Genomic DNA, 12700 nt, shown 5'->3' with positions numbered 1-12700 from the left:
GACCCCTCGCGGGACGATTCACGACCCCTCGCGGTCAGCGCGGGTGGAGTCGGGAGTGGGCGGTGCCGAGGAACGTGGCGACCAGGACGACGGCGCCGGCGAGCAGGAGCCCGACCCCGGCGTGCCAGCGCAGCAGCGTCGCGCCCACGGCCGCCCCGGCGATGAGCAGCAGGACGGCGGCCACGCGGCGCGGCGTGCCGCCGTCCGCACCGCTCCCCTTGCCGCTGCCGAGCCAGGAGTCAGCAGCGAGGCCGGTGATGGTGGAGGTGACGACCACGGTGGTGACGTCCTTGACCGCCACGAACCGGGCCGTCGCGGCCTGCACGCCCATGGCGAGGCCGAGCAGCGTGGTGATGACCAGGGCCAGGAGTCTCGGCGCGTCCTCGCCCACCACCAGCAGCACCACGGCCAGCACCAGCAGCAACACCCCGACGCACGAGAAGAGCACGGTCGTGAGGCGGGTCCACGTGCCGGTGGCCCGCTTGAGCACCCGCCCGCCGGTCGCGGCCCCCGCCATGAAGCCGGCCAGGGCGAGCAGTGGTCCGAGCACCGGCAGATCCTGCGCGCCGACCAGACCCATGCCGAGCACGACCACGTTGCCGGTCATGTTGCCGGTGAAGACCCGGTCGAGGCCGAGGTAGCCGACCGCGTCGACGATGCCGGTGCCGAAGGTGAGGGCCAACATCAGGCCGAGGTGCATGCGCTCGGGGGTCACGGTGCCCAGACGTTCCATGGCGAGAGGCTAGAGCTGTGGCGGGCGTCACTTCGGGGTCGCCCGCCCGTGGCGGTGCTGGTCGGACGCGCGGCGTCGCGCCGGGAACGTCGGAGGAACGCGCTCGCGCGCATGGACGACGGGTATGGCCGCCCGACCACCCCGAGGGTGGGGTGACGCGTGGGGCAGGTGAGGTCTACGGTCGGAAGTTGCCGTGCGCAACGGGGCGTGCGGGAACGGGAAGGACCAGCATGACCAGTCCGGTCGTCGCCCTCGCCGGCGACACGATCATCTCGGCGCACCCCGTCGACTACCTGATCGTCGCGATCTACTTCGTCTTCGTCATCGGTATCGGCGTCGTGGCCCGGCGCCAGGTCTCCGACTCCGTCGACTTCTTCCTCTCCGGGCGATCGTTGCCCGCCTGGGTGACGGGCCTGGCCTTCATCTCGGCCAACCTCGGCGCCGTCGAGATCATGGGCATGTCGGCCAACGGCGCCCAGTTCGGGCTGCCGGCGGTGCACTACTTCTGGATCGGCGCCGTGCCGGCCATGCTGTTCCTCGGCGTGGTGATGATGCCGTTCTACTACGGCTCCAAGGTGCGATCCGTGCCGGAGTTCATGCTCCGCCGGTTCGGGCCGGGGGCCCACCTGGTCAACGCGATCTCGTTCGCGGTCGCCCAGTTGCTGATCGCGGGTATCAACCTCTACCTGCTCGGCTCGATCATCCAGGCGCTGGTGGGCATCCCGCTGTGGCTCTCCACGATCATCGCGGCCGCGATCGTGCTCTCCTACATCACCCTCGGCGGACTCTCGGCCGCGATCTACAACGAGGTGCTCCAGTTCTTCGTCATCGTCGCGGCGCTCACCCCGCTCACCTGGCTCGGCCTCAAGCGCGTCGGCGGCTGGGACGGTTTGAAGCAGGGCATCACCGAGGGCGCTCAGAACAAGGGCGTCGCCTCGGCAGCCGAGCAGCTCCACTCGTGGCCGGGCACGGCGCTCACCGGCTTCTCCTCCGACATCCTCTCGGTCATCGGCATCGTGTTCGGCCTGGGCTTCGTGCTCTCCTTCGGCTACTGGACGACGAACTTCGTCGAGGTGCAGCGCGCCATGGCCACCGACTCCATCTCCTCGGCCCGCAAGACGCCCATCATCGGCGCCTACCCGAAGATCTTCATCCCGTTCATCACGATCCTGCCCGGCATGATCGCCGCGGTGCTGGTGCCGCAGATCGCGGACTTCAAGGCCGGCCAGAGCGTCGCCGGTGGAGCTGAGGGCTCCATCACCTACAACGACGCACTCATCTACCTGATGCGTGAAGTGCTGCCCAACGGCCTGCTCGGCGTCGCCATCACGGGCCTCCTCGCGGCGTTCATGGCCGGCATGGCGGCGAACATCTCGGCGTTCAACACCGTGCTGAGCTTCGACCTCTGGGAGCGGTACGTCGTGAAGGACCAGAGCGACGACTACTACTTGCGCGTGGGGCGCCTGGCCACCGTGGCGGCCACCGTGATCGCGATCGGCACGTCGCTGCTGGCGTCGAACTTCTCGAACATCATGAACTACCTGCAGACGCTGTTCGGGTTCTTCAACGCCCCGCTGTTCGCCACGTTCATCCTCGGCATGTTCTGGAAGCGGATGACCGCGACCGCCGGCTGGGTCGGCCTGGTGGCCGGCACGCTGTCGGCCGTGGCCGTCGCGTTCCTCTCCGAGGACGCCTTCGGCTCGGTCTCGCTCGGGGTGTTGCCGCTCTCGGGTCAGGGTGCGTCGTTCGTCGCCGCGGGCACCGCGTTCGTCGTGGACGTCGTGTTGAGCATCGTCGTGTCGATGGTCACCGCACCGAAGCCGGTCGAGGAACTGCGCGGGCTGGTCTACTCCGAGACACCCAAGGAGGATCTCGTCGACGAGCACGAGAAGACGCTGCCGTGGTTCCGCCGGACCATTCCGCTGGCCGTGATCGCCGGCGTCATCACCATCGCCCTCAACTTCGCGTTCTGACGCAGCGGACACCTAGGAGCACACCATGCCTGCCAACACCGTGGAGTCCCGTCGCACCCACAGCGCCGGGTTGTTCGACATACGCAACATCATCGGCGCCCTGCTCACCATCTACGGCGTCATCTGCCTGCTCATGGGCCTGTTCGGCGACCCCGAGACCGACAAGACCGGCGGCCCCAACGCCAACCTGTGGAGCGGGCTCGTCATGCTCGTCGTCGGGGTCGCGTTCATCGCCTGGGCGCGGCTGAAGCCGGTCAAGGTGCCTGAGGTGAAGGAGTAGCCCGGAAGGCGATCCCGCCTGGCCGCTTCGACGACGTCGACCTCGACCGACACCTGGCGTTCGGCTCGGCCGGATCAATCGCTGGCAGTGAGAATCTCCAGAGCGGCCTCCGCATCAATGCGGGACTGGCCTGAGAGCACGCTCCAGGAGATGTCTCCTGGCCTGAGGCGGCGTCGCAGGCTCAGGAGCCGGGACCGGTCGGAGCCGGTGAACTCCTCGCGGTCCGCGAACGGGTCATCGATGCAGGCCAACAGCGCCACTGCGTCGTTGAGGTGTCTGTCCTTGTCGCGCGAGTCCGTCGTGTAGGCGGCGGCCTTCAGGATCAGGGCGCCGAGAGGGCGTGGAACCGAGATGGTGGTGAGAGCGCCTTCCTGGATCTCCAATTGCGCGTTGACAGTGCGTCGCAGCGCCTGCGTGCCTCCTTCGATGCGGACCATCTCGCGGCCAGCGAGTCGTTGGGTGACGCTAGGAGCGTGGTGGTCGGCGACCAGGACGTCGACGACCTCCTCGACTGCGTCGCCGGAATCCACGCCGGGGTGATCGGTGACTAGGTCGACTTTGCTGTGTCCCCGAACGAACCGATGGGCGGTGTTGTCGCGAGGGTCGAAGGTGGGGCGGAGCTTGTAGCCGAGCGACCGCAGCGCGATCGCGGTCTCGTCGGCGACTCCTCGAGAGGTCTCGACATGCACAACGATGTCGACGTCGTTCGTCGGTCGAACGACGCCGAGACCGTGGTGGATCGAGTGGATCTGGACCATCAAGCCACCGACCAGGGTCCACTGCTCGGCGGGAATCACCGCTGCGATCTCGGCGACGTTCGGCCATGGGTCTGGCCAGTCCCCAGGAGCGGCGGCTACGCGGATGGTGGGACGCTCGGTGGGCACGGCGCTACCTCAGGGAGTTCTCGCGAAACAGGTCCAGGCGGTCTGCCAGAATCCGTGTGCCGACGCCGCGCTCGCGCGGGTCGAGAGATGTCGCGGCGTCAATGCCCGCGAGTGTCCTCATGAAAGCCGGCCTCTCCTTGAAGAAGTCGACGGCGATGCTGTCCGTGACCCGCAGGGTGATCGCGCCGGAGTCGTCCTGCGTCAGCCGGTGGCGGCGCACCACCTCGTGAACGCGCTCGGAGTGGATGTAGCCGTCGACGTGGGTGTCGTCTTCGACGAGCCCGATTCGGCTGCGGCCGGGGACGACGAGATCGTCACGAAGGCGGGGCACGGCAGAACGGTGACCGGCCCACGTCGTGACCGTCGCACGATCGCGAAACCGGACAGCCAGTTCGCTCGGGTCGGTGATCTCGCGCAGGGTGGCACGGAGCCGGTAGGTCTGGGTATCGCCGAGGCCGAGGGGTGCCACCTGGGAAAGGAGGGCGACCGCTCCCCAGGCTGTGTGCTCGGCCCACGTGCGGGTCAGTCCAGTGCCACGCGCGGCCCGGTGCCGCTCGACGGAGGTTCGGTCGAAGAGGCCACGCGCCACCCGCGTTATCTGTCCGTTCTCAGCCATCTGCTGGGCGCGCCGCTCCGACACCCCGAGTCTGAGAGCGGCCTCGCTGAGCGTCAGTATCTCCGTCAGCGCCATGACAGAATACTGCGCCTTTACGTAGCTATCTGTAAAGGCGGCCCTAGCCCGACTGACGCCGATCCCGCACCCGCACCAACCCAGCAAGCGTGGCGACGTACGCGGAGCCGTCAGGACCAAGGGTGATCGCGGAGTAGTGGTTGTTGTAGAGCGGGCCGCGGCCGGTGCGCACCGACCAGGCGGTGCGGCCGGTGGTGGGGTCGATCGCGGTGAGGTACCACGCGTCGACGCCGAGCCAGCTCTTGCGCTTGGTGTAGGCGTAGAGCAGGCCGGTCGCGAGCGACAGCTTGGCCACCGAGCTGGGGGCCACCTCGGGTGAGGTCCAGGTGAGCGAGCAGCGACCGTCGCGGACGTCGACGCGCGCGAGGCCGCCGGCGGGGCGTCGACCGAGCAGGGTGCGCAGGGGTGAGGAGTAGCCCTCGTTGTTCTCCACGACCAGGCCGGTCGGCCCGACCAGCACCAGGGAGTTCTCGGTGGCCGAGGCGTCGTCGTCGAACACCTCGGTCTGGCACACCTCGGAGCCGTCACCGGTGCGCAGCACGATCACGTGCATCCGCGGGTTCGCGTTGTCGGTGATCGCGATCAGCCCACCGGGCATGAGCGTCGGGGTGGTGCCGGCCCCCTGGCTGAGCTGACCCGGCTTCACGCCGCTGCCGCGCTCGTACGGCGTCCGCCAGTCGACCACCGGGCCGCTCCCACCGGCGTGCAGCCGGTAGAGCGCGTCGACCGTGACGGCGTACACACCGCCGTCGGCGTCGGAGGAGATCGAGTTCGCGACCTCCTCGCCGAGGTCCAGCACGCGCGGTCGGCCGCCGTCCGTCACGTAGCCGATGCGACCGCCTTGCGTCACGAACCAGGTGCGGCCCGCGCTGTCGGGCAGCACCGCGAGCAGGCAGTCGTCGGCCGGCATCACGGCAGAGAGGTCGGTCTCGTCGAGCGTGGCCAGGTCCGGGTCACCGGAGCCGTCGGACGTCGACACGGTGAGGATGCGCCGGTCGGTGGTCGCGACGACGGCGTGGTCGTCGGCGTCGAGGTAGAAGTACGCGCCGGCACAGAGGTCGGCCCACGGCGGCTTGTCGGAGTCCGGCCGGTCGGGCAGGTTCTTCGTCGCGAGCGGGCGCATCGACTCGGGGTCGATGACCCGTAGCTGAGGTCCGCTGCGGGTGCCGCACAGCCCGACCATCCGGCCCTGGGAGTCGAAGGCGAGCGTCGCGCACTCCTCCACGCCGTACCAGGCGGAGTCGACCTGCGGGCTGAGCCCGGTAGGCCCGGGGCCGGGGTGCGCGTCGGAGGCCCAGGCGTCCTCGTGCATCGAACTGCGCCCGTTCGGCGCCATCGCCTCGTTCTGGGGGATCTTCAGGTCGATCGGCTTGGTCTCGATCGGTCGGCCGGTGTAGCCGGGCGTCACCCACGCGCCCGACCCGGTCGGGATCGGCAGCCGTCCGTCGGGCACCACCCACACCAGCCCCGCCACCAGGACGACGCCCGCGGCGACCCCGCCCAGCGTGCGACGGGTGGGGCGCAGCCATGGCCACACCCGACGCCGCACCCGGGGCACGGTCAGCGCCAGCACGCTCAGCACCGGCACGAGCGGGCCGAGGCCGAACCACAGCAGCGCCCAGAACAGCACGGCGGCGGCGGTGGTCACCGCCGGCCGGACCCACCTCACGCGCCGGCCCCCACGCAGGAGCTCAGCGGGTCACCGGGCGCGCGGCCCGTACACCGGCGGCACCTTGGCGAAGGCCGCCTTCTGCGCGGCCTTGGTGTTGCGACCGACGAGCAGGAAGGCCTGCTCGATGCGCTCGCGGGAGAAGGTGTGCCGCGCCGAGGCGGTCCAGGAGGACTCGAAGACGCGCTTGGCGGCGGCGAGCTGGTCGGGCGAGCGCTGCTTGAGCTTCTCGGCGAGCGAGTAGGCGGCGGCCAGCGGGTCGGCGTCGACCTCACCGACGAGACCGAGCTCGGCGGCCTCCTTGCCGGAGAACATCTCGGCGGTCATGGTGAGCCGCTTGGCGGTCTCGATACCGACGAGCTGGCTCAGCGAGCGGATGCCGCTCATGTCGGGGATGATGCCCCACTTGGCCTCGAGCACCGACCACTGCGAGTCGGGGGTGGCGACGCGGAAGTCGGCGGCCAGCGCGATCTGGAGGCCCCCGCCGAGGCAGTGCCCCTGCACCGCCGCGATGACCGGCACGGGCAGCCGGCGCCAGGCCCAGCACGCCTCCTGGAAGGTGTTGGTGCCGCGCCACGGACGCGGCACGAAGGCCTGCACGATCTTGCGCGGCGCCTTGAGCACGTGGCCGAAGTCGAGCCCGGCGCAGAACGCGTCGCCGGCACCGGTGAGGATCACCGCGCGCAGGTTCTTGTCGCGGCCGAGCATGCGCGCGGTCGAGACGAGGTCGTCGAGGATCTCCAGGGTCAGCGCGTTGAGCTTCTCGGGGCGGTCGATGCTCACCAGGGCGATGCCGTCCTGGACGGTGCAGGTCACGTGCGACATGCCCACCATCATCCCACCCCATCGGTGCCGACTGCCCACGGGCGGAGCACACGGCTTCCGGCGACCACCGGCGAGCGGCATGATCGGGTGGCATGAGCCACCCACGTGCCGGAACAGTCGCGCTGCCCCAGGATCTGGTCGACGTCGCCCACCTCGTGACGGCGTACTACACGACCGCACCCGATCCGGATGACGTCGCCCAAGAGGTCGCGTTCGGCACCAGCGGCCACCGGGGCAGCTCGCTCACAGGCTCGTTCAACGAGGCGCACATCGCCGCCACGACCCAGGCGATCTGCGAGTACCGCGCCGGGCAGGGCATCGACGGCCCGCTGTTCATCGGCCGCGACACCCACGCGCTCTCCGAACCCGCGTGGGCGACCGCGCTCGAGGTGCTGGTGGCCAACGACGTCACCGTGCTCGTCGACGATCGCGACGCCTACACCCCCACCCCCGCCGTCTCGCACGCGATCCTGCGCGCGAACCGGGGTGCCGCCGGACGCCGGGGTGACGCCGACGGCATCGTCGTGACGCCGTCGCACAACCCGCCCTCCGACGGCGGCTTCAAGTACAACCCGCCGCACGGCGGCCCGGCCGACTCCGACGCCACGAAGGTGATCGCCGCGCGCGCCAACGAGCTACTGAAGGCGGATCTCGACGGCGTGCGCCGGGTGCCGTTCGCCCGCGCGCGCGCCGCGGCGCAGGGCTACGACTTCATGGGCACCTATGTCGACGACCTGCCGAACGTCGTCGACCTCGCCGCGATCAAGCGGGCCGGCGTGCGCATCGGGGCCGACCCGATGGGCGGGGCGTCGGTGCACTACTGGAGCGAGATCGCCGAACGACACGACCTCGACCTCACCGTGGTGAACCCACTGGTCGACCCGACGTGGCGGTTCATGACCCTCGACGGCGACGGCAAGATCCGCATGGACTGCTCCTCGCCCAACGCGATGGCCTCGCTCATCGCGCAGAAGGAGAAGTACGACCTCGCCACCGGCAACGACGCCGACTCCGACCGGCACGGCATCGTCACGCCCGACGCCGGTCTGATGAACCCCAACCACTACCTCGCCGTGGCCATCGGCTACCTCATGGGCGGCGCCCGGCCGGGCTGGCCGACCGGCGTCAGGGTGGGCAAGACGCTGGTGTCGTCGTCGATGATCGACCGGGTCGCCGCCGACGTCGGCGCCACCCTGGAGGAGGTGCCGGTCGGGTTCAAGTGGTTCGTGCCCGGGCTGCTCGACGGCACCTGCGCGTTCGGCGGCGAGGAGTCGGCCGGCGCCTCGTTCCTGCGCTTCGACGGCACGGTGTGGTCGACCGACAAGGACGGCCTGCTGCTGTGCCTGCTGGCCGCCGAGATCACCGCCCGCACCGGGCGATCGCCGTCCGCGCACTACGCCGACCTCGTCGCGAAGCACGGCGACCCCGCCTACGCGCGCGTCGACGCCCCGGCCGACCGGGAGCAGAAGGCGAAGCTGGCCGCGCTCACACCCGACGCCGTGAGCGCCACCGAACTGGCGGGCGAGCCGATCACCGCGAAGCTCACCGAGGCACCCGGCAACGGGGCAGCCATCGGCGGACTCAAGGTCACCACCGAGTCGGCCTGGTTCGCGGCGCGCCCCTCGGGCACCGAGGACGTCTACAAGATCTACGCCGAGAGCTTCCGAGGGCCCGACCACCTGCGGCAGGTGCAGGACGCCGCCCGCGAGGTGGTCGGCTCCGCGCTGGGGTGAGTCGCGCCGAAACCCTCAACTGGGCGGCAGGGACGCCGATCCTCCAGGTGACCGCCGCGCTGACCTGAGGGGCATCAGAGAACAACGCGACGGCACCCATGCCGGAATCCGTGCCCGGGGGTAACGCGGGGACAGACCCGGCAGCCTGGAGTCGTCGGGCGCGCGCACACGCCCGGCGCGGGAGGGTGACGTGACGTCCGCACGGCTCAGCGTGTGGTGAATGGCCATGTCGTTCCCCCCGAAACGAGCCCCGCGGAGTACGGGGCGCGAGGCCTCTCTACCCGATCATCCGGCCCCCAAACCTCCGCGGCCCCTCGATCGCGACGTGTGACCAGCGACACGCCACGAGCGACACCGGATCGGCCGCCGTCAGTGCACGACCACGACATCGCCCGGGCGCACGTCGCCGGGTCGGCTCACCTCGCCGTCGACCCCCAGCCGCGGGCCCATCCCGTCGGGGTTGCCCCGACAGTCCGCCAGGGCGCGCAGCACCGGCAGGTCGCGGCGACCCGACCCCGGCTCCAGGTCGAGGACGGCGCACCGCGGCGTCGCGGTCAGCACCCGCACGCGGGCCTCGCCGAGCGCGACCTCACGCCCCACCCAGCCCTCCTCGATCCACGGCTCCGGGCCGGCATCGACCACCACCGACGCGCGGGTGCGGGCGGGGTCGACCGGAGCGCCCAGGCGCGCCGAGAGGGCCGCCAGCGTGGCCGTGGCCACCAGATGCACCCCGCCGCCGTAGACGACCGCCGCCGGCGGGGCCAGGGCCAGGGCGAGGGCGCGCGGTGGCCGGTCGAGCAGCCTCGCGGCGAGATCGACCACCGGGTGCTCGCACAGCCGCAGCTCGACCGGTCGACCCCAGTAGTCGCAGGTCAGGATGGCTCCCGTCGGCCGCGGCGTCGCCTCGGCGCGCTCGCCGCCGGGCCCCCGCACGACGAGTGCGTCGTCCGGACCCTCGGCCAGCACGTCGAGCGCCATCAGCCGAGGATGGGAGACGGTGCGCAGCACCTGCCGACGAGCGGCGTCGACGAGGCACCAGCGGCGATCGCCCGACACCCCGGCGCCGTCAAGGCGGATGCTCGGCATCGAGCGGTGCCTACTGCCCTTGAGGCGAGCACACCCGACGGAGACGACCTGCACGCCGCCATGGTCGCACCCAGATGGCGCGACTACCGTGGCCCCATGCCCCGCCGTTCCCTGACGGCCACGTGGCGGCGCGCGTCGACGCTCGCCACGACGGCCACGCTGTGCCTCGGTCTCGCCGCGTGCCAGCAGAGCGCCACGCGCGTCGCCGAACAGCCCGCAACAGCCACCACCTCCCCCAGCGCCTCCCCCAGCGCCTCACCCAGCGCCTCACCCAGCGCCTCAGCGACCACGTCGCCCACGGCCTCCGCGAGCGCCACGGCGGCCCCGCGGGCCAAGCGAGACCCACACGGAGCCCTGGTCTCCCAGGTGCCGTTCACCGGCAACGACCGCTTCGACCACGCCGTCAACACGCTGATCCGCTACCGCATGCGGGGCGTGTCCGGGCGGATGGTCACCGCCACCGCCATGCTCACCGTGCCGGACGCGGCCCCGCCCGCCGGAGGATTCCCGCTGCTGGTCTTCGCCCACGGCACCGTGGGACTCGCCGACCAGTGCGCGCGCAGCCGCGTGCCGGCCGTGCCCGGCGACAGCGGCGAGCGGCCCGGCGACCCGCTGCAGGCGTGGATCGACGCCGGCTACGCGCTGGTGCGCCCGGAGTACGAGGGCCTGGCCGCACCGCGCCGGCATCCCTACATGGTCGGCGTCTCTGAGGGCCGTTCGGTGCTCGACTCGGCGATCGCGGCCGAGCGGGCCGACCGGCGCATCGGCACCAAGGTCGCGATCGAGGGCTTCTCCCAGGGCGGGCACGCCGCGCTCTGGGCGGCCGGGCTGGCGTCGTCCTATGCGCCGGGGCTGGATCTGCGCGGCACGGTCGCGATCGCCCCGCCCTCACACCTCGCACTCCAGCTCACCGACCGCATCGCCCACCCCGAGCAGGCGTCGAGCGGCGGGACCGACTCCTCGCTCGCAGCGATGCTGCTCGCCGGGTACGCCGCCGCGTACCCGGGCCTCGAGCCGCGGCGACTGCTGACGGCCCGGGCGCGCGCGGTGTTCCCCACCGCCTACCGAGAGTGCCTGGAGCAGATCGACGAGACGTTCTCACCGATCCCGCTCGACCAGTTCTTCAAGCGCGACGCCCGACTCGGGGACTTCGTGCGGGATCTCAAGCGCAACGACCCCGCACGCAACCGCATCGACGTGCCGCTGATGATCACCCAGGGGCGCAACGACTACACCGTGCTGCCGCAGTACACCGACCGGCTCGTGAACACGCTCCGCTCGCAGGGGGTCGACGTCGACTACCGCACCTACGCCGGCGTCGGCCACGACGACGTCTCGTCGGTCGGAGACGCCGACACCCGCGGCTTCCTCGCCGCCGTGCTGACGAACTGACCCGCGCACGCACGCGCATCCGCGGCCTGCCCGCTCCCTGCCGCGGCGTCTGGCCCATGTAACGCGGTGTTACGCGGACTGGTCACCCTTCATAGCCCCGCACCAGCCGGGGTAACACCGCGTTACATGCGCGCGGCGAGCCGGACGACGGGAGTCAGGCGGGACGACGCGGCTCAGGCGGCCTGGGCGAGCCGGCGGCGCTGCTGGGTGAGCCGCGCCTGGGCGGCACGACGCACGCGCGGACCCTTAGTCGACATCGCCCAGAGCACCTTGAGCTGCTGGGGCAGGTTCTTGGGGGTGGTGGTGGCCAGCCAGTCGTTGGGCAGCGAGAGCCGCACGACCTTGTGCCAGGCCGAGTAGACCTGGGCCGGCAGCGGGGCGCTGTGGTAGTTCAGGCCGTACTCGTCGAAGAGCGCCTTCACCTGCGGGGCCACCTCGGCGTAGCGGTTGCTGGGCAGGTCGGGGAAGAGGTGGTGCTCGATCTGGTGGCTGAGGTTGCCGGTCATCAGGTGCATGAAGCGGCTGCCGGAGATGTTGGCCGAGCCGAGCATCTGGCGCACGTACCACTGACCGCGCGTCTCGTCGTCCGGGATCGACTTCTTCTCGAACGTCTCGACGCCCTCGGGGAAGTGCCCGCACATGATCACCGAGTGCGACCAGACGTTGCGCACCAGGTTGGCGGTGAAGTTCGCCGCGAGGGTGGGCAGCGCGGCACCGAAGGGCAGCGCGAGGGCCGGGTTGACGACGTAGTCCTTGGTCGCCTGCTTGCGGATCTTCGCCAGGGTCTTCTTGGCGTTGGCCTTGAAGGTCTCCGAGCGCTTCTCCTTCGGGATGGAGAGGTTCTTGCCGAGCTCGAGGTCGTAGGCTGCGATGCCGTACTCGAAGAAGCAGGCGTTGACGAAGTTCCACAGCGGCTGCAGCAGGTAGAAGGGGATCCACTTCTGCTCCTCGTCGACGCGCATGATGCCGTAGCCGAGGTCGTTGTCCTTGCCGACGATGTTCGTGTACGTGTGGTGGATCTGGTTGTGGCTGTGCTTCCAGCCCTCGGCGGTCGAGGCGTTGTCCCACTCCCAGGTGGTGGAGTGGATCTTCGGGTCGCGCATCCAGTCCCACTGACCGTGCATCACGTTGTGCCCGATCTCCATGTTCTCCAGGATCTTGGCGACCGAGAGGCCCACGGTGCCGAGCAGCCACAGCGGCGGCAGTGCCGAGCCGAGCAGTACCGCGCGCGAACCCAGCTCGAGGTTGCGCTGGGTCTTGACCAGGCGGCGGATGTAGCGGGCGTCGGACTCGCCGCGGGCGTCGAGCACCTCCTGGCGGATGGCGTCGAGCCGGACGCCGATCGCCTCGACGTCGGCCGCGGAGAGGTGGGCGGTGGGGTCGACGGGCTTCTTGGTGATGGTGGTCATCGTGGTGCCTTTCGTCGCAGGGGTG

General features: G+C 70.7%; 11 protein-coding genes. 4 read left to right on the top strand and 7 right to left on the bottom strand.

The window, feature by feature from the left end:
• Positions 1 to 34 precede the first annotated feature (34 nt).
• Positions 35 to 733, bottom strand: coding sequence for a YoaK family protein (locus ISG29_RS05920; RefSeq protein WP_194502468.1), 699 nt, complete (start codon positions 731 to 733; stop codon positions 35 to 37).
• Between the two features lie 230 nt (positions 734 to 963).
• Here ISG29_RS05920 and ISG29_RS05915 point away from each other — a divergent pair, with 230 nt between their 5' ends.
• Together ISG29_RS05915 and ISG29_RS05910 are read left to right on the top strand one after the other, a co-directional pair.
• Positions 964 to 2706 carry a sodium:solute symporter family protein gene (locus tag ISG29_RS05915; protein ID WP_194502467.1) on the top strand — a complete coding sequence of 581 codons (1743 nt, stop codon included), beginning with the start codon at positions 964 to 966 and terminating at the stop codon, positions 2704 to 2706.
• Positions 2707 to 2731: 25 nt separating this feature from the next.
• Positions 2732 to 2986: a hypothetical protein gene (locus ISG29_RS05910; protein ID WP_194502466.1), complete on the top strand. Its 255-nt coding sequence runs from the start codon at positions 2732 to 2734 to the stop codon at positions 2984 to 2986.
• 74 nt (positions 2987 to 3060) lie between these two features.
• Here the strand turns inward: ISG29_RS05910 and ISG29_RS05905 are convergent, their stop codons facing one another.
• The 4 genes from ISG29_RS05905 to ISG29_RS05890 are packed head-to-tail and all read right to left on the bottom strand — an operon-like array spanning position 3061 to position 7055.
• Positions 3061 to 3870, bottom strand: coding sequence for a hypothetical protein (locus ISG29_RS05905; protein WP_194502465.1), 810 nt, complete (start codon positions 3868 to 3870; stop codon positions 3061 to 3063).
• Positions 3871 to 3874: 4 nt separating this feature from the next.
• Positions 3875 to 4561 carry a hypothetical protein gene (locus ISG29_RS05900; protein ID WP_194502464.1) on the bottom strand — a complete coding sequence of 229 codons (687 nt, stop codon included), beginning with the start codon at positions 4559 to 4561 and terminating at the stop codon, positions 3875 to 3877.
• A gap of 43 nt (positions 4562 to 4604) precedes the next feature.
• Entirely contained in the window at positions 4605 to 6230 is a 1626-nt protein-coding gene (locus ISG29_RS05895; protein WP_207792810.1) for a hypothetical protein, read from the bottom strand.
• 30 nt (positions 6231 to 6260) lie between these two features.
• Entirely contained in the window at positions 6261 to 7055 is a 795-nt protein-coding gene (locus ISG29_RS05890; RefSeq protein ID WP_194502462.1) for a crotonase/enoyl-CoA hydratase family protein, read from the bottom strand.
• 92 nt (positions 7056 to 7147) lie between these two features.
• Here ISG29_RS05890 and pgm point away from each other — a divergent pair, with 92 nt between their 5' ends.
• A complete protein-coding gene (gene pgm / locus ISG29_RS05885; protein WP_194502461.1) occupies positions 7148 to 8788 on the top strand; it encodes a phosphoglucomutase (alpha-D-glucose-1,6-bisphosphate-dependent) in 1641 nt (546 codons plus the stop codon).
• A 369-nt stretch (positions 8789 to 9157) separates the two neighbouring features.
• Here the strand turns inward: pgm and ISG29_RS05880 are convergent, their stop codons facing one another.
• Positions 9158 to 9874 carry an MOSC domain-containing protein gene (locus ISG29_RS05880; protein WP_194502460.1) on the bottom strand — a complete coding sequence of 239 codons (717 nt, stop codon included), beginning with the start codon at positions 9872 to 9874 and terminating at the stop codon, positions 9158 to 9160.
• Positions 9875 to 9970: 96 nt separating this feature from the next.
• On the opposite strand from ISG29_RS05880, the gene ISG29_RS05875 reads away from it, so the two are divergent.
• Complete coding sequence (locus tag ISG29_RS05875; RefSeq protein WP_194502459.1) at positions 9971 to 11266, top strand: lipase family protein; 1296 nt, start codon at positions 9971 to 9973, stop codon at positions 11264 to 11266.
• A gap of 173 nt (positions 11267 to 11439) precedes the next feature.
• Here the strand turns inward: ISG29_RS05875 and ISG29_RS05870 are convergent, their stop codons facing one another.
• The gene (locus ISG29_RS05870; protein WP_194502458.1) at positions 11440 to 12675 is read right to left on the bottom strand and encodes a fatty acid desaturase family protein; all 1236 of its coding nucleotides are present in this window, start codon (positions 12673 to 12675) and stop codon (positions 11440 to 11442) included.
• Positions 12676 to 12700: the final 25 nt, after the last annotated feature.

The sequence above is a fragment of the Nocardioides acrostichi genome, assembly GCF_015319165.1.
Lineage (GTDB): Bacteria > Actinomycetota > Actinomycetes > Propionibacteriales > Nocardioidaceae > Nocardioides > Nocardioides acrostichi.
Note: the sequence above shows the minus strand (reverse complement) of the source record. Positions and strands in the feature narration are given on the sequence as shown.

What these genes read in the sequence shown, in the direction of transcription:
- ISG29_RS05920 (WP_194502468.1), bottom strand. Translation starts at nt 733, where the DNA reads ATGGAACGTCTGGGCACCGTGACCCCCGAGCGCATGCACCTCGGCCTG.
- ISG29_RS05915 (WP_194502467.1), top strand. Translation starts at nt 964, where the DNA reads ATGACCAGTCCGGTCGTCGCCCTCGCCGGCGACACGATCATCTCGGCG.
- ISG29_RS05910 (WP_194502466.1), top strand. Translation starts at nt 2,732, where the DNA reads ATGCCTGCCAACACCGTGGAGTCCCGTCGCACCCACAGCGCCGGGTTG.
- ISG29_RS05900 (WP_194502464.1), bottom strand. Translation starts at nt 4,561, where the DNA reads ATGGCGCTGACGGAGATACTGACGCTCAGCGAGGCCGCTCTCAGACTC.
- ISG29_RS05890 (WP_194502462.1), bottom strand. Translation starts at nt 7,055, where the DNA reads ATGTCGCACGTGACCTGCACCGTCCAGGACGGCATCGCCCTGGTGAGC.
- pgm (WP_194502461.1), top strand. Translation starts at nt 7,148, where the DNA reads ATGAGCCACCCACGTGCCGGAACAGTCGCGCTGCCCCAGGATCTGGTC.
- ISG29_RS05880 (WP_194502460.1), bottom strand. Translation starts at nt 9,874, where the DNA reads ATGCCGAGCATCCGCCTTGACGGCGCCGGGGTGTCGGGCGATCGCCGC.
- ISG29_RS05875 (WP_194502459.1), top strand. Translation starts at nt 9,971, where the DNA reads ATGCCCCGCCGTTCCCTGACGGCCACGTGGCGGCGCGCGTCGACGCTC.
- ISG29_RS05870 (WP_194502458.1), bottom strand. Translation starts at nt 12,675, where the DNA reads ATGACCACCATCACCAAGAAGCCCGTCGACCCCACCGCCCACCTCTCC.